Annotated in this window: 18 protein-coding genes; 12 read left to right on the top strand and 6 right to left on the bottom strand. The window is 69.0% G+C overall.

Features of this window, described 5'->3' with window-relative positions:
• The first annotated feature begins 173 nt into the window (after positions 1-173).
• From ACQCSZ_RS18910 to ACQCSZ_RS18890, 5 genes are read left to right on the top strand one after another with little or no spacing between them, the layout of a single operon-like run.
• A complete protein-coding gene (locus ACQCSZ_RS18910; protein WP_427005206.1) occupies positions 174-3,884 on the top strand; it encodes a nitrate reductase subunit alpha in 3,711 nt (1,236 codons plus the stop codon).
• Positions 3,884-5,563 (top strand): nitrate reductase subunit beta, encoded by a 1,680-nt coding sequence (gene narH, locus ACQCSZ_RS18905; protein ID WP_427005205.1) that lies wholly within the window; start codon positions 3,884-3,886, stop codon positions 5,561-5,563. Before ACQCSZ_RS18910 ends, narH begins: the two co-directional genes overlap by 1 nt.
• Entirely contained in the window at positions 5,560-6,180 is a 621-nt protein-coding gene (gene narJ / locus ACQCSZ_RS18900) for a nitrate reductase molybdenum cofactor assembly chaperone (RefSeq protein ID WP_427005204.1), read from the top strand. Before narH ends, narJ begins: the two co-directional genes overlap by 4 nt.
• 1 nt (position 6,181) lies before the next feature.
• Positions 6,182-6,949, top strand: a complete 768-nt coding sequence (gene narI, locus ACQCSZ_RS18895; protein ID WP_427005203.1) for a respiratory nitrate reductase subunit gamma — start codon at positions 6,182-6,184, stop codon at positions 6,947-6,949.
• A gap of 23 nt (positions 6,950-6,972) precedes the next feature.
• Positions 6,973-8,196, top strand: a complete 1,224-nt coding sequence (locus tag ACQCSZ_RS18890) for an MFS transporter (RefSeq protein WP_427005202.1) — start codon at positions 6,973-6,975, stop codon at positions 8,194-8,196.
• 89 nt (positions 8,197-8,285) lie between these two features.
• Here ACQCSZ_RS18890 and ACQCSZ_RS18885 read toward each other — a convergent pair whose 3' ends face one another.
• Positions 8,286-9,629: a DUF445 domain-containing protein gene (locus tag ACQCSZ_RS18885; protein WP_427005201.1), complete on the bottom strand. Its 1,344-nt coding sequence runs from the start codon at positions 9,627-9,629 to the stop codon at positions 8,286-8,288.
• Positions 9,630-9,679: 50 nt separating this feature from the next.
• Here ACQCSZ_RS18885 and ACQCSZ_RS18880 point away from each other — a divergent pair, with 50 nt between their 5' ends.
• The 4 genes from ACQCSZ_RS18880 to ACQCSZ_RS18865 all read left to right on the top strand — a co-directional run bounded on the left by ACQCSZ_RS18880 (position 9,680) and on the right by ACQCSZ_RS18865 (position 12,358).
• A complete protein-coding gene (locus ACQCSZ_RS18880) occupies positions 9,680-10,579 on the top strand; it encodes a glycerophosphodiester phosphodiesterase (RefSeq protein ID WP_427005200.1) in 900 nt (299 codons plus the stop codon).
• A gap of 222 nt (positions 10,580-10,801) precedes the next feature.
• On the top strand, positions 10,802-11,263 hold the full coding sequence (locus tag ACQCSZ_RS18875) for a DoxX family protein (protein WP_427005199.1): 462 nt from the start codon (positions 10,802-10,804) through the stop codon (positions 11,261-11,263).
• Between the two features lie 10 nt (positions 11,264-11,273).
• On the top strand, positions 11,274-12,050 hold the full coding sequence (locus ACQCSZ_RS18870) for an AzlC family ABC transporter permease (RefSeq protein WP_427005198.1): 777 nt from the start codon (positions 11,274-11,276) through the stop codon (positions 12,048-12,050).
• Positions 12,047-12,358 (top strand): AzlD domain-containing protein, encoded by a 312-nt coding sequence (locus ACQCSZ_RS18865; RefSeq protein WP_427005197.1) that lies wholly within the window; start codon positions 12,047-12,049, stop codon positions 12,356-12,358. Before ACQCSZ_RS18870 ends, ACQCSZ_RS18865 begins: the two co-directional genes overlap by 4 nt.
• A gap of 67 nt (positions 12,359-12,425) precedes the next feature.
• On the opposite strand, the gene ACQCSZ_RS18860 is transcribed toward ACQCSZ_RS18865, so the two are convergent.
• Positions 12,426-13,058, bottom strand: a complete 633-nt coding sequence (locus tag ACQCSZ_RS18860) for a TetR/AcrR family transcriptional regulator (RefSeq protein WP_427005196.1) — start codon at positions 13,056-13,058, stop codon at positions 12,426-12,428.
• 171 nt (positions 13,059-13,229) lie between these two features.
• Here ACQCSZ_RS18860 and ACQCSZ_RS18855 point away from each other — a divergent pair, with 171 nt between their 5' ends.
• The 3 genes from ACQCSZ_RS18855 to ACQCSZ_RS18845 all read left to right on the top strand — a co-directional run bounded on the left by ACQCSZ_RS18855 (position 13,230) and on the right by ACQCSZ_RS18845 (position 15,455).
• A complete protein-coding gene (locus tag ACQCSZ_RS18855) occupies positions 13,230-13,610 on the top strand; it encodes a thiamine-binding protein (protein ID WP_427005195.1) in 381 nt (126 codons plus the stop codon).
• Between the two features lie 49 nt (positions 13,611-13,659).
• Positions 13,660-14,337: an O-methyltransferase gene (locus ACQCSZ_RS18850; RefSeq protein WP_427005194.1), complete on the top strand. Its 678-nt coding sequence runs from the start codon at positions 13,660-13,662 to the stop codon at positions 14,335-14,337.
• Between the two features lie 149 nt (positions 14,338-14,486).
• On the top strand, positions 14,487-15,455 hold the full coding sequence (locus ACQCSZ_RS18845) for a polysaccharide deacetylase family protein (RefSeq protein WP_427005193.1): 969 nt from the start codon (positions 14,487-14,489) through the stop codon (positions 15,453-15,455).
• Between the two features lie 612 nt (positions 15,456-16,067).
• Here ACQCSZ_RS18845 and ACQCSZ_RS18840 read toward each other — a convergent pair.
• From ACQCSZ_RS18840 to ACQCSZ_RS18825, 4 genes are read right to left on the bottom strand one after another with little or no spacing between them, the layout of a single operon-like run.
• Positions 16,068-17,615, bottom strand: coding sequence for an amino acid permease (locus ACQCSZ_RS18840; RefSeq protein ID WP_427005192.1), 1,548 nt, complete (start codon positions 17,613-17,615; stop codon positions 16,068-16,070).
• Positions 17,616-17,628: 13 nt separating this feature from the next.
• The gene (locus ACQCSZ_RS18835) at positions 17,629-19,047 is read right to left on the bottom strand and encodes an aspartate ammonia-lyase (protein ID WP_427005191.1); all 1,419 of its coding nucleotides are present in this window, start codon (positions 19,045-19,047) and stop codon (positions 17,629-17,631) included.
• Between the two features lie 8 nt (positions 19,048-19,055).
• A complete protein-coding gene (locus tag ACQCSZ_RS18830; protein ID WP_427005190.1) occupies positions 19,056-20,117 on the bottom strand; it encodes an asparaginase in 1,062 nt (353 codons plus the stop codon).
• 54 nt (positions 20,118-20,171) lie between these two features.
• Positions 20,172-20,900 (bottom strand): FadR/GntR family transcriptional regulator, encoded by a 729-nt coding sequence (locus ACQCSZ_RS18825; RefSeq protein ID WP_427005189.1) that lies wholly within the window; start codon positions 20,898-20,900, stop codon positions 20,172-20,174.
• Positions 20,901-21,098 lie beyond the last annotated feature (198 nt).

The following is a 21,098-nucleotide window of genomic DNA, read 5'->3' as shown; positions in this document are numbered from 1 at the left end:
TCCCGGCTGTCGGCCAGCTTGAAGCGCGAACGGACAGTTGCGGCCCTCCAGAAGCGCCGGAAGGGGGCTTAAATGTCCGTTCGCGCCTGGCAAGTGGCCGGGCAGCCTGGCCAGGCCCGCCCCGTGCCGTTCGGCCCTACCCGGGACACTGGCCGCGGCCTAGCTTGAAAGGCATGACTGCCGGAGGCGCTGCGGGGTTCGACGGACCCGCCTCGGATGCAATGTTGAAACTCGGCCGGTTCTTCACGAAGTGGGACCAGACCGACGACGGCAGGGCGGTCTTCCGTGAGGGCGGCCGGAAGGGCGACATCTTCTACCGCGACAGGTGGAGCCACGACAAGGTGGTCCGTTCCACGCACGGGGTCAACTGCACCGGCTCCTGTTCCTGGAAGGTGTACGTCAAGGACGGCATCATCACCTGGGAGTCCCAGCAGACCGATTACCCCTCCGTGGGGCCGGACAGCCCGGAATACGAGCCGCGGGGCTGCCCGCGCGGGGCGGCCTTTTCCTGGTACACCTATTCGCCCACCCGGGTGCGCTTCCCCTACGCCCGGGGCGTCCTCGTGGAGATGTACCGCGAGGCCAAGGCCCGGCTCGGCGATCCGGTGCTGGCCTTTGCCGACGTCGTGGGGGACCCCGAGCGGCGCCGCCGCTACCAGCAGGCCCGCGGCAAGGGCGGCCTGGTGCGCGTCTCCTGGCAGGAAGCGATCGAGATCGCCGCCGCCGCGCACGTCCACACCATCAAGGCCTACGGGCCGGACCGCTGCGCCGGCTTCTCGCCGATCCCCGCGATGTCCATGGTCTCGCACGCCGTCGGAACCCGCTTCATCCAGCTGATCGGCGGGGTGATGACGTCCTTCTACGACTGGTACGCGGACCTCCCCGTAGCCAGCCCGCAGGTGTTCGGGGACCAGACCGACGTCCCGGAATCCGGGGACTGGTGGGACGCGGGCTACCTCATGATGTGGGGCTCCAACGTCCCCGTGACCCGGACCCCGGACGCGCACTGGATGGCCGAGGTGCGGTACCGCGGCACCAAGGTGGTGACGGTCAGCCCGGACTATGCGGACAACACGAAGTTCGCCGACGAATGGCTCCCCGCCCAGGCCGGGACGGACGCCGCACTGGCGATGGCCATGGGGCACGTCATGCTCAAGGAATTCTTCGTGGACCGCGACGTGCCTTTCTTCTCCGACTACGTCCGCCAGTACACGGACCTGCCGTTCCTGGTGCGGCTGGAACGGCGCGACGACGGTTCGCTCACACCGTCGAAGTTCCTCACCGCGAAGGACCTCCCGGCCGAGTCCGGGGCCGAGGACGCGGCGTTCCGCACCGTGCTGTTCGATAAGAGGACCGGCCGGCCCGCCGTCCCCAACGGCTCCATGGGGTTCCGCTACTCAGCCAGCGGCGAGGGCAAATGGAACCTGGACCTCGAGGGGATCGAGCCCGCGCTGTCGCTGCGCGAGGTCTCCGCGGACAGCGCCGAAATCCTGCTGCCCTGCTTCGAGGACGCGGGCGGGGAAGGCAGCGTGCTCCGCCGCGGCGTGCCGGTCCTGGAGGTGGAAGGCCAGCTGGTCACCACCGTGTTCGACCTCATGCTGGCGCAGTACGGCGTCGGCCGCGAAGGCCTCCCGGGGGAGTGGGCGTCAGGCTACGACGACGCCTCCACGCCGTACACCCCGGCCTGGCAGGAGGAGATCACCTCCGTCCCGGCGCAGGCCTGCATCCGGGTGGCCCGCGAGTTTGCCCGCAACGCCGAGCAGTCCAAGGGCCGCTCCATGATCATCATGGGCGCCGGGATCTGCCAGTGGTTCCACGGCGACGCGACCTACCGGGCCGTGCTGGCCCTGGTGATGCTGACCGGCTGCATGGGCCGCAACGGGGGCGGCTGGGCGCACTACGTGGGCCAGGAAAAGACGCGCCCCGCCACCGGCTGGGTGGCCCTGGCCAACGCGCTGGACTGGGCCCGGCCGCCGCGGACCATGATCGGCACCGGCTACTGGTACATGCACACGGACCAGTGGCGCCAGGACGGCTACTCCGCGGATGCGCTGAAATCCCCGCTCTCCACCGGGGCCCTGGACGGGATGCACACCGCGGACGCGCTGGCCCAGTCCGCGCGGCTGGGCTGGATGCCGTTCTACCCGCAGTTCGACCGGAACCCGCTGGACCTCGCGGACGAGGCGGAGGCCGCCGTCGCCGCCGGCACCGCGAAGGACACCCCCTCCTATATTGCGGACGCGCTGAAGAACCGCACCCTGAACCCGGCGATCGAGGACGTGGACGCCCCGGCGAACTGGCCGCGGACCCTCGTGCTGTGGCGCTCCAACCTGTTCGGCTCCTCCGCCAAGGGCAACGAGTACTTCCTGCGGAACCTGCTGGGAACCCACAACAACGTCCTGGGCAAGGACCACGCCGAGGGGCTCAAGCCCCGGGACGTGAAATGGCATGAGCAGGCGCCGGAGGGAAAGCTGGACCTGCTGGTCTCCGCGGACTTCCGGATGACGTCCACCACGCTGCTGTCCGACGTCGTGTTCCCGGCCGCCACCTGGTACGAGAAGCACGACCTGTCCTCCACCGACATGCACCCCTTCGTGCACGCCTTCAGCCCCGCGATCGACCCGCCGTGGGAGACCAAGACGGACTTCGACACCTTCCACCTGCTGGCCCGGGAGTTCTCCCGGCTGGCGAAGAGCCACCTGGGCGTCCGCCGCGACCTGGTGAGCGTGCCGCTGCAGCACGACACCCCCGGCCAGCTCGCCCAGCCCGGCGGCATCGTGCGGGACTGGCGGGACATGTCCATCCCCGCGGTGCCGGGGCAGAACATGCCCGTTTTTTCCGTCGTGGAGCGGGACTACACCGCCATCGCGGACAAGCTGGCCGCCGTCGGGCCGCTGGCCGAGAAGCTGGGCTTCACGGTCAAGAACGTCACCTACAAACTCGCCGGTCCCCTGGAGAGGCTCAGCCGCTCCAACGGCGTCATGCTCGGCGGCGCCGCGGACGGGCGCCCGGCGATCGACACGGACGCCAAGATGGCCGAGGCCATCCTGGCCTTCTCCGGCACCACCAACGGCGCGCTGTCGGTGCAGGGCTTCAAGGACCTGGAGATCCGCACCGGCCGGAAACTGGCGGACCTGGCCGAGGGGTCCGAGGAAAAGTTCATCACCTTCGCCCAGACCCAGGCCGGCCCGGTCCCGGTGATCACGTCGCCGGAATGGTCCGGGTCCGAGACGGGCGGCCGGCGCTACGCCCCGTTCACCATCAACGTGGAGCGGCTCAAGCCCTGGCATACCCTGACCGGGCGGATGCACTTCTTCCTGGACCACGACTGGATGATCGACATCGGCGAGGCGCTGCCGATCTACCGGCCGCCGCTGGACATGCACCGCCTCTTCGGGGAACCCAAGCTGGGCCAGGACGGGGCCATGGAGGTGGTGGTCCGCTACCTGACACCGCACTCCAAGTGGTCCATCCACTCGGAATACCAGGACAACCTGCTGATGCTCTCGCTGTCCCGCGGCGGGCCCACGGTCTGGATGAGCCCCGCCGACGCGGCCGCCATCGAGGTCAAGGACAACGACTGGGTGGAGTGCGTGAACATCAACGGCGTCCTCGTGGCCCGGGCGATCGTCAGCCACCGGATGCCGGCCGGCGTGGTCTACGTCCACCACGCGCAGGAACGCACCATCGACGTGCCGAAGTCCGAGGCCACGGGCCGGCGCGGCGGCATCCACAATTCGGTGACCAGGCTGCTGGTCAAACCCTCGCACCTGATCGGCGGCTACGCCCAGCTGGCCTACGCGTTCAACTACCTTGGCCCCACCGGGAACCAGCGGGACATGGTGGCCACGGTCCGCCGTCGTTCACAGGAGGTGCAGTACTGATGCGTGTCATGGCTCAAATGGGCATGGTCATGAACCTGGACAAATGCATCGGCTGCCACACCTGTTCCGTGACCTGCAAGCAGGCCTGGACCAACCGTGCGGGCACCGAATACGTCTGGTTCAACAACGTCGAGACCCGTCCCGGGCAGGGGTACCCGCGCCGCTACGAGGACCAGGAGCAGTGGCACGGCGGCTGGGCGCTGAACAAGCGCGGCAAACTGGTGCTCAAGGCCGGCGGCCGGGTGAAGAAGCTTTTCGGGATCTTCGCCAGCCCGGTCCAGCCCGAGCTCAAGGACTACTACGAGCCGTGGACCTACGACTACAAGACCCTCGTGGACGCGCCCTTGGGCGACGATTTCCCGGTGGCCCGGCCTAAGTCCCTGATCACCGGCGAGGACACCAAGATCACCTGGTCCGCGAACTGGGACGACGACCTGGGCGGCGCCACCGAGAACGGCCACCTGGACCCGATCGTGGCGAAGATTCGCCGCGAGTCCGAGGACAAGATCAAGTTCGCGTACGAGCAGACCTTCATGTTCTACCTGCCGCGGATCTGCGAGCACTGCCTGAACCCGTCCTGCATGGCGTCCTGCCCCTCCGGCGCCATCTACAAGCGGGTGGAGGACGGGATCGTCCTGGTGGACCAGGACAAGTGCCGCGGCTGGCGCCAGTGCGTCACCGGCTGCCCGTACAAGAAGATCTACTTCAACCACAAGACCGGCAAGGCCGAGAAGTGCACCTTCTGCTACCCGCGGGTGGAGGTGGGGCTGCCGACGGTCTGCTCGGAGACCTGCGTGGGACGGCTGCGGTATCTGGGGCTGTTTTTGTACGACGCCGACGCCGTCACCGCGGCGGCGTCGGTCACGGACCCCAAGGAACTCTACGACGCCCAGATGGACGTGCTGCTGGACCCGAACGACCCCGCCGTCCAGGCCGAGGCCCGGGCCCAGGGGATCCCGGAGGACTGGATCGACGCCGCCCGGCGCTCGCCGGTGTACGCCCTCGCCAAGGTCTACAAGGTGGCCCTGCCGCTGCATCCCGAATACCGGACCATGCCGATGGTCTGGTACGTGCCGCCGCTCTCGCCGGTGGTGGACCTGCTGCGGGACCAGGGGCACGACGGCGAGGACGCCGGCAACCTCTTCGGCGCCATCGACGCGCTGCGCATCCCGGTGGAATACCTCGCCGAACTCTTCACCGCCGGCGACGCCGGCCGGGTCACCGCGGTGCTGAAGAAACTCGCGGCGATGCGCTCCTTCATGCGCGGCATCAGCATGGGCAACGACCCGGACGATTCCATCCCGGAGTCCGTGGGCATGGACGGCCAGACCATGTACGAGATGTACCGGCTGATGGCGATCGCGAAGTACGAGGAACGCTACGTCATCCCGAAGGCCCACGTGGAACAGGCCCACGACCTCGAGGAGATGGGCTGCTCGCTGGACTTCGACGGCGGCCCGGGCATGCAGGATTCCTCCCCGTTCGGCGAGGCCAGCGGCCGGCCCGTGCCGGTGGCGGTGGAAACCTTCAACGCCCTGCGGGACCGGCAGACCTCCGGCTCCGCGCCCGGCGAGACGACCCTGCGCGGGCGGGTCAACCTGTTGAACTGGGACGGCACGGGGGCGCCTGCGGGGCTGTTCCCGGAAAAACCCAACCCGCCGGCGGGGCAGCAGCCATGAGCCGCCGCGAGCAGGTCGTGTACCTCGCAGCGGCCTGGTGCCTGTCCTACCCGGACGAGGAACTGATCGGCCGGGTGCCGCTGATGCGCGCCGCGCTGGCCGAGTTCCCCGGGGCCGTCGCGGACTTCGCGGAGGTCCTGGACCGGCTCGAGTCCACGCCGCCGATGGAGATCCAGGTCGACTACGTGCGCGAGTTCGACCTCGGCAAGCGCCACGCCCTGCACCTGTCGTACTGGACGGACGGGGACACGCGGCGCCGCGGCGAGGTCCTCGGCAACTTCAAGAAGACCTACCGGCAAAGCGACATCCTGGTGGACACCCACGGGGAACTGCCGGACTACCTGCCCATGGTCCTGGAATACGCCGCGGTGGTGGACCTCGCGGCCGGCCGCGAGCTGCTGATCCGCTTCCGGGCCAGCCTGGAGATGCTCCGCTTCGGCCTGCTGCGGGACGAACTGCCGCACGCAAGGATCCTGCAGGCCGTCTGCGCCACGCTGCCCGGCAAATCCCCGGCAGACGAGCAGGCCGTGATGCGGATGGCCGGCTACGGGCCGCCCACCGAGGCGGTGGGGCTGGACCCCTATGACCCGCGGCTGCTGCCCGTGAAGGGGGCCTGAGATGGCTCTCTCCGCAGCGGACATCCTGCTCTGGGGCGTGCTGCCCTACGTCATGGTGGTGGTCCTGGTGGGCGGCCTTATCTGGCGCTATAAATACGACCAGTTCGGCTGGACCACGAGGTCCTCCCAGCTCTACGAATCCCGCCTGCTGCGCATCGCCTCGCCGCTGTTCCACTTCGGCCTGCTCGCCGTGATCGCCGGCCACTTCTTCGGCCTCGTCATCCCGATGGCCTGGACCCAGGGCGTGGGGATGAGCCAGGACTTCTACCACTTCAACGCCCTGTTCGTCGGCGGGATTGCCGGGGTGGGAACACTGGGCGGGATCATCCTGCTGATCTACCGCCGCCGCACCACCGGGCCGGTGTTCATGGCGACCACGAAGAACGACAAGACCATGTACGTGGTGCTCACGGCCGCGATCGTGTTCGGGCTGTGGACCACGCTCGCGAGCGTTTTCGAGGGCGAGCACGGGCACAACTACCGCGAAACCGTGGCCCCGTGGTTCCGCTCCCTGTTCATCTTCCAGCCGGACATCGCGGCCATGGCCGCGGCGCCCTTCTCCTTCCACCTGCACACCCTGGTGGGCATGGCGCTCTTCGTGATCTGGCCGTTCACCCGGCTGGTCCACGCCTTCACGGCCCCGTTCCACTACCTCTTCCGGCCGTACATCGTGTACCGCTCCCGGGACAAGGACAGGACTTCCAGCGCCCCGGTGCATCGTGGATGGTCGGCCGTCGGCACCCACGACCGGGACAACCGGAACCGCTGAGCCGAGCCGAAGAGGAGAACACCGTGGCCGGATCCGCGCCCCTTCAGCAGTCCGCCCCCGCCGGCCGGACGCCCAACCTGGTGCTCGCCACCTCGGCCTCGGTGGTGTGCTTCTGGGCCTGGAACTCCGTCGCCACCCTGGGGGCTTTCTACACGCAGAACCTCGAGCTCAACCCGGCCACCACCGGGGTGCTCGTGGCCATGCCCGTCTTCGTGGGCTCGCTGGGCCGGATCGTCGTCGGAACCCTGACGGACCGGTACGGCGGGCGCGCCATGTTCACCTTCGTCCTGCTGGCCTCCATCCTGCCGATCCTGCTGGTGGCCGTGGGCGGCACCATCACCTCCTTCGCGCTGGTGCTGGGCGCCGGGCTGCTGCTGGGGGTCGCCGGAACGGTCTTCGCCGTCGGGATCCCCTTTGTCAGCGCCTGGTACGAGCCTTCCAGACGAGGTTTCGCCACCGGCGTCTTCGGCGCCGGGATGGGGGGAACGGCGCTGGCGGCCTTCCTCAACCCCCGACTCGTCGCCGGGATCGGCTACTTTCCCACCCACCTGCTGATCGCCGCGATCCTCGCCGTCATGGCCGCCCTCATCTGGTTCCGCATGAAAGAGTCCCCGGGCTGGACCCGCAACAACGCCCCGGGCCTGCCCAAGCTGCTCGACGCCGCGAAAACCCCGGTCACGTGGAAGATGTGCTTCCTCTACGCCGTCGTCTTCGGCGGCTTCGTCTCCTTCGCCACCTACCTGCCCACCTACCTCCGGGATGTCTACAGCTTCGATCCGAGCGGGGCCGGGGCCCGAACCGCCGGGTTCGCGCTCGCCGCCGTGCTGGCCAGGCCGGTGGGCGGGGTGCTCGCGGACCGGTTCGGCCCCAAACCGGTGGTGGTTGCGTCCCTCGCCGGCGTCGCGGCGCTCGGCTGGGTGGTGAACCTGCAGCCCGACGGCGAAGTCCCCGCCGGGCTGACGTTCGTCGCCATGGCGGCGGCGCTGGGCCTCGGAACGGGCGGCGTGTTCGCCTGGGTGGGGGTGCTGGCGCCACCGGGAAAGGTGGGCAGCGTCAGCGGGGTGGTCAGCGCAGCCGGCGGCCTCGGCGGCTACTTCCCGCCGCTGGTCATGGGCGCAACGTACGATCCGGTATCCCGCAGCTACTCGATCGGGCTCCTGCTGCTGGTGGTGACCGCGCTTCTGGCGCTGGCGTTCACGATCTTCGCCGTCCGGGGCCGGGCCAAGGTGGAGGTCGCGGCCGCCTGACGATCCGTTCCTGAAGCGCGAACGGACAGATCCGGCCCTCAAAACGCGCCGGAAGGGGCCTTAAATGTCCGTTCGCGCCTGGCAGGTGGTCAGCCGAACACCAGGTGTGCCAGCGTGAAGATGGCCAGCCCGGCCAGGGCGCCCACCACGGTGCCGTTGATCCGGATGAACTGCAGGTCCTTGCCGATCTGGAGTTCGATCTTCCGCGAAGTCTCCTCCGCGTCCCAGCGGGCCACCGTCTCGGTGATCACCCCGGCGATGTCCGAGCGGTAGGTCTTCACGAGGTACCCGGCGGCGTCGCCGATCCAGGTGTTGACCTTGCCGGCCAGCTCCGGATCGACCACCAGGCGGGTGCCGAAGTCGTGCACGGCGGCCTTGAACTTGACGGTCAGTTCGCTGTGGGGATCGTCGACGGCGCCCAGCAGCGCCGCCTTGATGGTGCCCCACGTGCGGGACGCCAGTTCGCGGACCTCCGGGTCGCCGAGGACCTGCGCCTTGATCCCTTCGGCCCGGGCGATCATCACGGGGTCGTGCTGGAGGTCCTGCGCCAGTTCCTTGAGGTACTTGTCGATGGACTGGCGGACCTGGTGCTGCGGATCGGACTGCACGGCCTTCGTGAACTTCAGGACCTCAACGTAGACCCTGTCACCCACCAGGCCGTCCACGAACTGCGGAACCCACTGCGGGGAGCGGTCCGAGACCAGCCTGCTGACCGTCTCATGGTTGTCCCGCACCCAGTCCACCGACCGGTCCACAAGCAGGTCCACGAGCGCGTGGTGGTGGCCGTCGGCGAAGATCCGCTCGGCCAGCCGGCCCACCGGGGGCCCCCACGGCGGAGCAAGCAGATGCTTGCGGACCATGCCCTCGATCACGGACTGGACGTCGTCGTCGTTCAGGACCTTAAACGCGCCGCGGATGACGGCGGCGCCCTCCCTGGCGACGCGCTCGGCGCCGCCGGGCCCGGACAGCCACGCGCCTGCCTTCCGGGCGATGTCCACGCTGGCCAGCTTCTGCTGGACCACCTGCTCCGAGAGGAAGTTGGTCTCCACGAACTCGCCCAGCGAAGCGCCGATCTGGTCCTTGCGGTTCGGGATGATGGCGGTATGCGGGATCTTGATGCCCATCGGGTGCTTGAACAGGGCTGTGACGGCGAACCAGTCGGCCAAAGCGCCCACCATGCCGCCCTCGGCCGCGGCCCGGACGTACTCGAGCCATGGATACTGCTTCTGCAGCGCGAAGGCGAGAACGAAGATGATGGCCATCACTACCAGCAGCGAAACCGCCAGCAGCTTCATTTTCCGCAGCGCCGCAGCTTTTTCGGCGTCGCTCGACGCGGGGGAGCGGCGGGCCGGGGCGCCGGGCTGAACGCCGGGCGCACCCTCTGTGCCGCTGGCGCTTTCCGGGCGGGTACTTGGCTCAGTGTTCACCTGCATGTGCCCAGCCTAGTCCCGCAGGGGCAATGCCAGTCCGCTACCGTGTCAGGATGACGATTGACATGTCCCTCCCCGCCCGTCCGCTGGTTTACGCCCATAGGGGCTCCAGCGGGGTCTTCGCCGAGCACACCCGCGCCGCCTACCTGCAGGCGATCGCCGACGGCGCCGACGGCGTCGAATGCGATGTCCACCTCACCCGGGACCAGCACGCCGTGCTGCTGCACGACGCCACCCTGGACCGCACCTCGGACGGCACCGGACCCGTGGCCGAGAGGACCCTCGAGGAGCTCCGGCGGCTGGACTTCTCCTCGTGGAAGGGGGTGAGGATCCCGGACGCGTACGGCGCCAGGTCCGGGCAGCTGCTGACGCTGCCCGAGCTGCTGGACCTCCTGCGCCTGGCCGGCCGGGAGATCGGCCTGGCGATCGAACTCAAGCACCCCAGCCCCTTCCAGCTCAAGCTCGAAGACCGGGTCCTCGAGGTCCTGGCGGCCGAGGGCTGGAATCCCGCCACGTCGATGCTGGACAACATCCGGGTGTCCTTCATGACCTTCAGCCCGGACGCCGTGCAACACCTGCTCCGGTCGGTTCCCGCGGAGGCCGTCTGCCAGCTCGTGGACGACGTCACCGTGGCGGAGATCCGTGAGGAACTCGGCCTCGGGGCCTTCACGGGCGGGGCGCTGGCAAACGTCATGAAGGCGGCACAGACGGAGGCGGAACGGATCCTGGACGACTGCGAGGTAGGCCTGGCCGGACCCGGCATCGATTATGTCCGCCAGCATGCGCGTGCGGTCCAGCGCTGGCTCGAGTCCGGCCGGCGCTTCCGCGTGTGGACCGTGGACTCGGTAAACGATGTGGCCCTGTGCCAGGGCCTGGGCATCCAGGAGATCACCACGAACCGGCCGGCCGAGGTCCTCGCCCAGCTCACGGCAGGCAGCCAGCCGGTCAGCTGAGGGGCCAGCTGCCGCCGTTGGGCAGTTGGCGGCGGATCCGCGGCCGATCCGCCGCGCGTATGGGCAGATCAGGGCGGACCGGCGCCGTCGATCCGCCCTGATCTGCCCACAGGCCAACCCCGGCGGCGGTGAGCCCTGCGGCGGTGAGCGCAGGCCAACCCGCTCAGACGCTGACGGGCCGGGGGATTACGGCCTTCCCGGCGGCTGTGATTGAGTGGTTCCATGCCATTTAGCCGGCCCAGCCGGGCCACCCAGACTCTCTCCGCGGCTGCCCTGAGCGCGTTGCTGCTGGCCAGCGCAGGGAAGCACTTCCGGGATCCCGGGTTTTATGACCAGGTGGTTCCGGACATCCTCTGCCGCGATGATTCCGGCGGCAGGGCAAACGGACCCCTCGCCGTGCTGTCCCGCGAGGAATGGGTGGCGGTGAGCGGGCTGCTGGAAGCGGGCGCCGCCGTCGGGCTCCTGATCCCGGCCACGCGCCGGGCCGCCGCGGGCTGCGTCGCCGTCATGTTCACCCTCTTCCTCGCCGGGCACGCCGACGCCCTGCGCAAGGCCTATGGCCCGGACGGATCCCCCCGCCCGCGCACGGTGCACACCCTGCGCCTGCCGCTGCAGGCCCCGCTCATCGCCTGGGCCTGGAGCCTGCGGGCTCCCGGAACGCCAGCCGCGGGGATCCCGGCATGAGGCCGCAGCCGTGAAACTCCTGCAGTCCCCGGCCGTGCGGGTCGGGCTGTCGATCAGCATCGCCACCGGCCTCTACGGCGTGTCCTTCGGCGCCCTGTCCGTCACCTCCGGGCTGGACTTCGGGCAGACCATGGCCCTGAGCCTGCTGCTGTTCAGCGGCGGTTCGCAGTTCGCCTTCATCGGGGTGGTGGCCGGGGGCGGTTCCGGCGTCGCCGCCATGGGGGCGGCCACGCTGCTGGGCATGCGCAACGGGATCTACGGGATGCAGATCAACGCCCTGCTGCGGCCCCGCGGCTGGTTGAGGTTCGCCGCCGCGCAGGTGACCATCGACGAGTCCACCGCCACCAGCACCGGGCAGACGGACCCGGGCGAACAGAAGCGCGGCTTCTGGACCGCAGGGATCGGCATCTTCGTGCTGTGGAACGTCTTCACCGCCGTGGGCGCCCTGGCGGGCGGAGCGCTGGGCGATCCCAAGCAATGGGGGCTCGACGGCGCCGCGGTGGCGGCCTTCCTGGGGCTGCTGTGGCCGAGGCTGAAAGGCCGCGAACCCATGGCGATCGCCGTCGTGTGCGCACTGGCCACCGTGCTGGCCGTGCCGTTCGTGCCCGCCGGCGTGCCCATCCTGGTGGCGGCAGTGGTGGCGGCCGTGATCGGCTGGTTCAGCCATGGCCGCAGCGACGAAGGCCTGGAACCGGACCTGGAGCCCTACGCAGGGAACCCCTCCGGGCGTTACCCGGGCCATCACTCCAATCGTCCCGCGGATCGTCCCTCTGGAGAGGCCGCATGAACCTGTGGATGTGGCTGCTGCTCGCCTGCCTGCTGGCCTACGCCTGGAAACTGCTGGGCTATCTGGTGCCGGCCGGCCTGCTCCGCGACCCGCGGATGTCCAGGATCGCGGGAACCATGACCATCGGGCTGCTGGCGTCGCTGACGATCGTCAACACGGTCGCCTCGGGCCAATCGCTGACGCTGGATGCGCGGCTGGGAGCACTGGCCGCGGCCGGCGTCGCCCTGTGGTTCCGTGCGCCGTTCCTCGTGGTGGTGCTCGCCGGCGCCGGCGCTGCCGCCGGGCTGCGGCTGCTGGGCTGGGGCTGAGCCTGGGGGGAGCCTGACCCGCCGGAGCGTCCGCAAAACCTGGTGTTTTGAAAACGCTGAGCGGGCGCTAACCGAGCACTGCGCCGAACGCTGTGCCGGGCAGGGGGGCCTGCGGCGGCAACGGCCGGTGGGGCCGTTCCGTGCGGATGGCGTCTTCGACGAGGGCGACGGGGCGCCGCCAGGCATCCGAACCGGCCTCCATGGTGTCCACGACGCCGATCAGCATGGCGAGCAGCCGGATCAGGTCCGTCATCGAAATGTCGCCGCGGAGGGATCCCTGGCCCTGGCCGCGGCCCAGCAGTACGGCCACCGATTCGATCAGGCCGCCGGTGATGCCGGTCAGCAGCCCCCGCCGGCCTGCCACGGCGCCCAGCAGATTGGCCTCCTCACTGGCCACCCCCATCACGGCATCGATCACACGGAAGAGTCCCTCGGCGGCATCCGGGCCGGCGAGAGCCTCATCGATGACGGGGTCCACCAGGCGCCGGAGCTGCCGGTTCAACGCCGCCAGGACCAGTTCTTCCTTGTCCGCGAAGTTCCTGAAAAGGGTCGCCGGACCCACCCCCGCCGTGAGGGCGATGGTCTGCAGCGGCACTTCCGGCCCGTACTCGCGGAAGCATTGGCGGGCAGCGGTGATGATCTTGTCCACGTTCCGCGCAGCATCGGCGCGGAGCGGCCTGCGGTCTAATGCGCGGTCCATTTGCCTAGCGTAGCAACGGGAACTTCGGCCCACCTTGTCATTCAGCCGTCGAGCTCCGGATGACGGTCTCCGCCCGCCTCAGCCTGGTGTCCGCCTCCCGCGCTATCCGGACGAGGCGCCGACACCCCGCCGGAACGGAACAGTGCCGGCCGCGCATGAAAGACTGGAGCCATGTTGCTTGCATTCTCTGTCGCACCCTCGGGACGGCCCCCGGCCGCAGGACCTGATTCCGGCCACGGCCCTGCCGCCACTTCCGGCCACGGCCCTGCAGACGACGCCTCCGTCCACGACGCCGTCGCCGAAGCAGTGCGGATCGTCCGCGAATCCGGGCTGCCCAACCACACCGATTCCATGTTCACCACGATCGAGGGCGAGTGGGACGAGGTGTTCGCGGTGGTCAGGCAGGCCACGGAGGCCGTGGGCCGCTACGGCAGCCGGGTCTCGCTGGTGATCAAGGCGGACATCCGTCCCGGCTACTCCGGGGAACTCGCCGGCAAGCTGGACCGTCTGGAGAGGGCCATCGGCGGGTCCCAGGATCCGGACCTGGGCTAAGCCTCCGGAGAAGCTACCGCCGGGCGCGGGCAACTGCGAGACTGGGGGCATGATCGAGCATCAGCCCACCGCCGGCTGGACCGCCGTCGAGGACTTCCTCTCCGACGTCGTGGTCCGACCGGACAGTGCCCTCAAACATGCCGTGACTGCCGCCCTCGAGGCGGGCATGCCGCCCATTGAGGTGGCGCCCAATGCCGGCAAACTGCTGAAGCTGCTGGTCCAGCTCTCCGGCGCCCGCCGTGTGCTGGAAATCGGAACGCTGGCAGGATTCAGCACCATCTGGATGGCGCAGGGGCTTCCCGACGGCGGCCGGCTCGTCACCTGCGAATACCTCCCTAAGCATGCCGAGGTGGCCCGCGCCAACATCGATGAGGCTGGGCTGGGATCCAGGGTGGAAATCCGGATCGGGGCCGCCCTGGATAGCTTGCGTGCCCTTGAAGCGGAAGGCGCGCAGCCCTTCGATTTCGTCTTCATCGATGCGGACAAGGAAAACGATCCACACTACCTGGACTGGGCCATCCGGCTGGGCCGGCCCGGGACCACCGTCGTGATGGACAACGTGGTGTGGGAAGGCGCCGTGCTGGATCCGTCCCTGGATACCGTCAACGCCCCCGGCATCATCAGTGCGCTGCAGATGATGGGCGAGGACCCGCGGCTGGACGCGACGGTGATCCAGACGGTGGGTGCCAAGGGCTGGGACGGCTTTGCCCTGGCACTCGTGCGGTAGGCCCGGCACACACTGGCCGTCGACATGCTCGCCGTCGCGTTCCCGCGGGTGGCGTCGGGACTCGCCCCAGCAGCTCCGCCAGCTTGCTTGCCCGGCCTGCCGGGCCCTTCAGCCCTAGCCCTGGAGGGACCGCGGTGACAAGGTGAAGCATGTGGACGATCTTCGCCGGTGACCGACGCCCACTGACGGCTGTGGTAGCCCTGCTCGTGCTCCTTGCAGTGGCGCTGGTGGTGGCCGTCATCCTCTCGTCCGGTCCTCCGGCAGCGGGTCCGGCCGGGTCAACGTCGCCGTCGCCATCCGCCAGCCAGACCCCCAGCGCGACGCCGTGGGAAGCCGCCACCGCCACCGCCACCGAAACGGCGCCGGCTCCCGCTGAACGCGTCCCTACGGTGCCAGTCCCCGCCGAGCCTGGTCCGGTGCCACCCAACGAGCCTCCCGCCACAGTGCCCGTGCCGCCTGCCCCCGCGCCGGCCGCGCCGTTCCCGGCTGCGCTCGCCGGCCACGACGTCGAGGTCCTCCCGGGCGCGGGCCCGGTGGTTGCCCTGACCTTCGACGCCGGAGGCAACTCTGCAGGGCTTGCCAGCATCCTGCAGACGCTGCGAGGCGCAGGCGTCCATGGAACGTTTTTCCTGACCGGCAGCTGGGCCGCCGCCAACCCGCGCGGCGTCGCCTCGATCGTGGCAGGGGGCCACCGGGTGGGCAATCACTCGATGACACATCCGGGCTTCACCGGCCTTTCCGATGCCGCCATCGGCGAGGAAGTCCTCGGAGCGCAGCAGGCCATCCAGGCCGCCGGCGCGGACTCCCGCCCGCTGTTCCGGTTTCCGTTCGGCGAGCGAGACGCCCGGACCATCGCCGCGGTCAACTCGCTGGGCTACGTCCCGGTCCGATGGACCGTGGACACCCTCGGCTGGAAAGGAACCAGCGGAGGGGTAGCGGCGCAGGTCGTCGCGGACCGCGTCCTCGCCAACCTGCAGCCGGGCGAGATCGTCCTGATGCACGTCGGCTCCAACCCCGACGACGGGACCACCTTGGACGCCGACGCCCTGCTCCAGGTCATCAACCGGATCCGCCAGGCCGGCTACGGCTTCACCGCCCTCGACCAACTGTTGAGGTGACAGGCCTTCCGGACCCAGGACGCCCGCGAGGCGGCGGTTCCAGCGTTTCCCATAGAGCCCGGATATCGGAAGAGAGCCGCCACCCGTTTACCTCGTACACTGCGGCTACTGCCGCGGACAGCTTCAGCGGCCTCGATCGTTTCGGCGCCGGCTCTGGCAGGTGGGGTGTAAGTTTCCCGGTGAGCGGCGTGAGAGTTTTGGCGGGTGACCATGGCCGCAATGACACCCAGGGTCACTGCCGCAATGGACCACATGATGGTGCCGCCCGGCCCAGTGACAGAACCGGCCGCTGCGCCCGATGGCTGGCTGAGGGCGGCCCTGATCGGCCCCGATCGGTCCTCAGCCTTCCAGTCGCCGGCCCGGCCGAGTTCTTCCGCGAAGACGCTCCGCGTTCCCGGGCGGTCTGGGTACCCGTACGGTGTCCGTGTCCTCCTGGGCATCACCCGCGTGAAGCGCGGCCACACCGACTTTCTCACCACCAGATCCAACAAACTGAAAGAAGCCATTCCGCATGAGCCCCGGCAGGCCAGAGCGGCACTGCCGGTCCAGAAGTACTGGATCCTGCAGTGCCGCCAGGGTGAGCCAACAACGGATGGTACCTATGCGGTAGTGCTAGCCCTCTTCACCTGCGGCGCCCCGTACCGGCCTGTTGGCCACCAACGGGTACGGCCCGGTGAAGCCATCGCGGACCGCGGCGAGTTCCAGGACGCGCTCGCGGCACAGCCGCCAGCCCAGCATCAGCGCCGGGATGATGACCAGCAGCGAGGCAATGGTCCAGGTGCCCACGGGGGAGTCGAAGGCCATCAGGACGAGCACGGCCAGCAGGAAGGCCAGCGTGATCCAACCCGTAACCGGGGCTCCGGGCATCCGGAAGGCCGGGCGCAACAGTTCGCCGCGCTTGGCCAGCCGTGCCAGCTGCATCTGGCACATCACGATCACAGCCCACGTGCTGATGATGCCCAGGGAGGCGACGTTCAGCACGATCTCAAAGGCCTCGGCCGGAACCACAGCGTTCAGCACCACGCCGAGGACTGCCACTGCCGCGGTGAGGGCGATGCCGCCATAGGGGACGCCGGCTTTGTTCATGCGGGCGGCGAACTTCGGGGCGGAACCGGTGACGGACATAGAGCGCATGATGCGGCCGGTGGAGTACAGGCCGGCGTTGAGGGAGGACAGCGCCGCGGTGAGGACCACCAGGTTCATGATGGCATCCACGCCTTCCACACCGATCGAGCCGAAGAAGGTGACGAACGGGCTTTCGCCGGCCTTGTAGGACGAGTACGGCAGGAGCAGCGAGAGCAGCACCAGGGAGCCGACGTAGAACACGGCGATGCGCACGATCACCGTATTGATGGCCTTGGGCATGATCTTTTCCGGGTTTTCGGTTTCGCCGGCGGCCGTGCCGATCAGCTCGATCGAGGCATAGGCGAACACCACGCCCTGCATCACCACGATCGCCGGCAGCAGGCCGTTGGGGAACAGGCCGCCATTGTCAGCGATGAGGCTGAAGCCGACCTCCTGGCCTGCCACCGGGGTGCCGAAGACGACGAAGTAGATGCCCACGAGCAGGAAGGTCACGAGCGCCACGACCTTGATCAGGGCGAACCAGAATTCGAGTTCGCCGAACACCTTGACGGAGATCAGATTCAGGCCGAGCACCAGGATCAGAGCGGCGAGTGCCCAGGTCCACTGCGGCACGTCCGCGATGGGGGCCCAGTATTTTTTGAAGAAGTTCATGTACAGCGCGACGGCGGTGATGTCCACGATCGCCGTCATGGCCCAGTTCAGCCAGTACAGCCAGCCGGTAACGAAGGCGGCTTTCTCGCCGAAGAATTCCCGGGCGTAGGAGACGAAGGAACCCGAGGAGGGCCGGTGCATCACGAGTTCGCCGAGCGCGCGGAGAATCATGAATGCGAAGAAGCCGCACACGGCGTAGCTGATAACCAGCGCGGGGCCGGCCGCGGCCAGCCGGCCGCCCGCACCCATGAAGAGCCCGGTGCCGATCGCGCCGCCGATGGCGATCATCTGGACCTGACGGGGCTTCAGGCCCTTGTGGTAGCCCTCATCCTCGACGTGGAGCGTTCTTTCGGACGCGTGGGCATGCGCGGGAACGGTGTGGTCGGTTACGGCCTGGGTGGCGGCCTGTTGTGGCTGGGTCATGAGAATCCTTTGTCTACTTGCTCAGGTTGGCCAGGCGCTGCGGGCTGAGGAGCTCTTCGAGCTGCTCGGCGGTGAGCAGGCCGTGTTCGAGCACGAGTTCGGCGACGCCCTTGCCGGTGGCGAGGGCTTCCTGGGCGATGGCGGTTGCGGTGGAGTAGCCGAGCTGGGGGTTCAGGGCGGTGACGAGGCCGATTGACTGTTCCACGGTGAGGCGGAGGTGTTCGGTGTTGGCGGTGATGCCGCGGACGCAGCGTGCCGTGAGGGTGCGGCAGGCCGCTTCCAGGTGGGAGATGCTCTTGTGGAGGCTGTGGACGATGATCGGTTCGAAGGCGTTGAGCTGGAGCTGCCCGGCCTCGGCGGCCATGGTGATGGTGACGTCGTTGCCGATGACCTCGTAGGCGACCTGGCTGACGACCTCCGGGATGACCGGGTTGATCTTGCCGGGCATGATGGAGGAACCGGACTGCACGGCGGGGAGGTTGATTTCGCCGAAGCCGGCCCGCGGGCCGGAGGAGAGCAGCCGGAGGTCGTTGCAGATCTTGGACAGCTTCACGGCGACGCGCTTGAGCACCCCGGAGAGGTGCACGAACGCGCCCACGTCCGCGGTGGCCTCGATGAGGTCCGCCGCGGTGACCAGGGGCAGGCCGGTGATCTCGGCCAGGTGCCGGCAGGCGGCCCCGGCGTATCCGGCGGGGGCGTTCAGTCCGGTGCCGATCGCCGTGGCGCCCAGGTTGATTTCGTGGATCAGGAGGTCCGCCTCGGCCAGCCGCAGCCTGTCTTCGCCGATGGTCACGGCGTAGCTGCCGAATTCCTGGCCCAGGGTCATGGGGACCGCGTCCTGGAGCTGGGTGCGCCCCATCTTCACCACGGTGCGGAACTCCAGGGCCTTGGCCGCGAACGCCTCTTCCAGTTCCTCGAGTGCTGCTAGCAGTTCCCGGGCGGCGAAGATGGTGCCCAGTTTCACGGCGGTGGGGTAGACGTCGTTGGTGGACTGGCTGAGGTTGACGTGGTCGTTCGGGTGCAGGCGGGCGTAGTCGCCCTTCGGGTGGCCGAGGATTTCCAGGGCCCGGTTGGCGATCACCTCGTTCGCGTTCATGTTCGACGACGTCCCGGCGCCGCCCTGGATGACGTCCACCACGAACTGCTCGCTGAGCTTGCCGCTCAGCACATCCATGCAGGCGTCCTCGATCGCCTGGGCCCGTTCGGCGTCGAGCAGTCCGAGCTCGTGGTTGGTGCGGGCGGCCGCCATCTTCACGGCGGCGAGCCCGCGGACCAGGTGCATGTTGGAGGACAACGGCTGGCCGGTGATGGGGAAGTTCTCCACGGCGCGGAGCGTGTGGACACCCCAGTAGGCGCCGGCGGGCACGTCCCGGTCGCCGAGCAGATCGTGCTCGGAGCGGAATGCCGTGCGGCGGGTATCGGAAGCGGTCATGGCTGTCCTCAGAGGGTTTCGGGGGCGGGGGAGGTTGCGGGGAGGAAGTCGGTGGGGTGGAGCAGCCCCACGGGGCGGCCCCCGCCCAGAACGGTCACAGTGGCGATGTCGGCGAGGGGTGCGGTGTCGACGTCGAGCGCTTCGAGCGCGCGGACGGCGACGGGCATCCGGGCGCGGTCGCCGCCGTCGGAAATTTTCAGCGCAATGGCGCGCCCGTCCGGCAGGCCCACCAGCTGCACGCCTTCGAAACCGTCCTTGGCCAGCAGCCCGGGCACCAGGCGCATCAGCTCGGTGACGTCGCGTCCTTCGCCGGCCACCATCTCCGGGTGGCGGCGCATGGCGTGCGCGACTGTGGCTTCGGGGCATTCGGCGGGGGCGCCGCCGGGGTGCATTTCGGCAGCGGCCAGGCGGCCGAAGGCCCGGGCCATGCCAAGGAGGGTGAGGGCGAAGAGCAGAGTGCCGCAGCCGTCGGTGCTGGTGCCGGACGGCTCCTCGCCGGTGAGTCCCCGGACTGTCTCAGCCACGAGCTTCTGCAGGGGGTGTCCGGGATCCAGGTAGCCCTGCACAGGCCAGCCGTTGATGACGCAGGTGGCGGCCATGGCGGCGTGCTTTCCAGAGCAATTCTGCGTCAGCTGGGTGGGCACCCCGCCGCCCCGGAGCCATTCTTCGCGTTCGCGGACGCCGTACGGGAGGTCGGTGGTGTTTTCGAGGGCTCCTGCCGCGAGGCCGTGGAGCTGCAGGATCCGGGCGGCGCCGTCGCGGTGCATGGCTGCGCCGGAATGGCTGGCGGCGGTGAGGGCCAGAAGGTCGGCGGGCAGGTCCAGCCCGGCGCGGACCATTGCCACTGCTTGCAGGGGTTTGAGCGCGGAGCGCGGGTAGAACGGCGCCAGCGGATCACCCGCAGCGAGCAGGGTCCGGGATCCTGCCGATTCCGCCGAGACGGCGATGAGCGAACCATAGTGGAGGCTTTCCACCAGTCCGTCGCGCGTCTGGGCCGCGAGGGGAACGTGCCGCGGCAGGGCGTTGAGCGCCGGGGCAGGTGCGTTTTGGGCAAGGGCAGGGACAGGCATGGAGTCCTAGGGATGGTTGCTGGAGTGCTGGAGTGCTGGGCTACCGGCTGAGGGCTACCGGCCGAGGATAGAATCGAGGGCCGAGCCCACGGCGTGGAGGTGCTCGCTCATGGCGGCACGGGCGCCGGCGGCGTCGCCGGTTTCGATGGCCTGCATGATGCGCTGGTGCTCCCGGTCCGAGGCAAGCTGCCGGTCTGCCACGATGTTGAGGGTTTCTGACTGATGGGCGAGTGCATCGCGGATGTCGGCCACGACACTTTCGAAGACCTTGTTGCCGCTTGCCCGGGCAATGGTTGCGTGAAAGCTGGAGTCCAGGCTGACCCAGGCCTCGGGATCGTCCTCGGCAGCCATGGCGGCCACGATGTCCCGGAGGCTGCCCAGTTCTTCAGCCGTGCGACGCTGCGCGGCGAGCCCGGCGGCGGGCACTTCAATATGAGGGCGTGCTTCCGTGAGGTCCCGGGCAGAGTATTGGCCCAGGACGAGGTCCTTGGCCACCTGGTCGGCGACCACAAATGTGCCCTTGCCGGTCTTCGTGACGGTCAGCCCGAGTGCGTTGCAGGACCGCAGCGCTTCCCGGACCACCGAGCGGCTCACCCCGTAGCGCTGGGCGAGCGCGGTTTCTGAACTCAATTTGGCGCCCACATCCACCGCGCCGGTTTCGATCTCCCCGCGGAGCGCGTTGAAGACGGCCTCCGCGGCGCTAAGCCGGGGAAGCGGCCGGCTGGCCGCGCCCTCGGGATCTGATGCAGGCTGTCCTGCTGTCCGGCTGTCTGACAGGTTCACCCCATCAATATGGCATGGATCACATGCGGTGTCAACGCAGGGGCACTGATGCTCCGCGGGCTATCAGACGCCGCTCGCATCGCCGGCTCCGCCCGGGCGCGGCAGCCGATGGTGGCAGCCGTAGCGGCGACAGGCGAGAGTCGATTGATCCCAGAGCTGTGGAGTTCAGCGCTTCGTGGCAGCGTTCTGTGATCGCTT

Source organism: Pseudarthrobacter sp. H2 (genome assembly GCF_050157045.1).
GTDB lineage: Bacteria > Actinomycetota > Actinomycetes > Actinomycetales > Micrococcaceae > Arthrobacter.
This window is presented reverse-complemented; position numbering and strand designations above follow the sequence as displayed.